Origin of the sequence: Halococcus salifodinae DSM 8989, assembly GCF_000336935.1 — an archaeon.
GTDB lineage: Archaea > Halobacteriota > Halobacteria > Halobacteriales > Halococcaceae > Halococcus > Halococcus salifodinae.
Genome location: NZ_AOME01000048.1, coordinates 1 through 298 on the forward strand (window position 1 = coordinate 1; position 298 = coordinate 298).

The following is a 298-nucleotide window of genomic DNA, read 5'->3' on the forward strand; positions in this document are numbered from 1 at the left end:
CAGTCCGCATCCGGGTAGTGGACATCAGCGAGTTCAACCATCCGATCGATCCACTCGGTGGTACGTCTCCGCTCGGTAATCTCGACGTTGACCCAGCCAGTCAACGGTTCCGTGGCGAGGTGAATCCGCTGTTTGCCGTTTCGTTCGTAGCGGTGATCGACGCGTTCGACCGCTCCCGGCGAAACCGGGAGCGGGTCGTGTTCGTGGTCGCGGAGTGCTTTGCTGGATTCGTCGAAGCAGATGACCGGACGCTTCTCGTCGTAGGGTTCGTGATAAAGGTCGAGGACGTCCTCCATAT

At 59.4% G+C, this 298-nt stretch carries 1 pseudogene; it reads right to left on the reverse strand.

Features of this window, described 5'->3' with window-relative positions:
* Positions 1-298: pseudogene (locus C450_RS06660) on the reverse strand (IS630 family transposase); the annotation flags it as partial.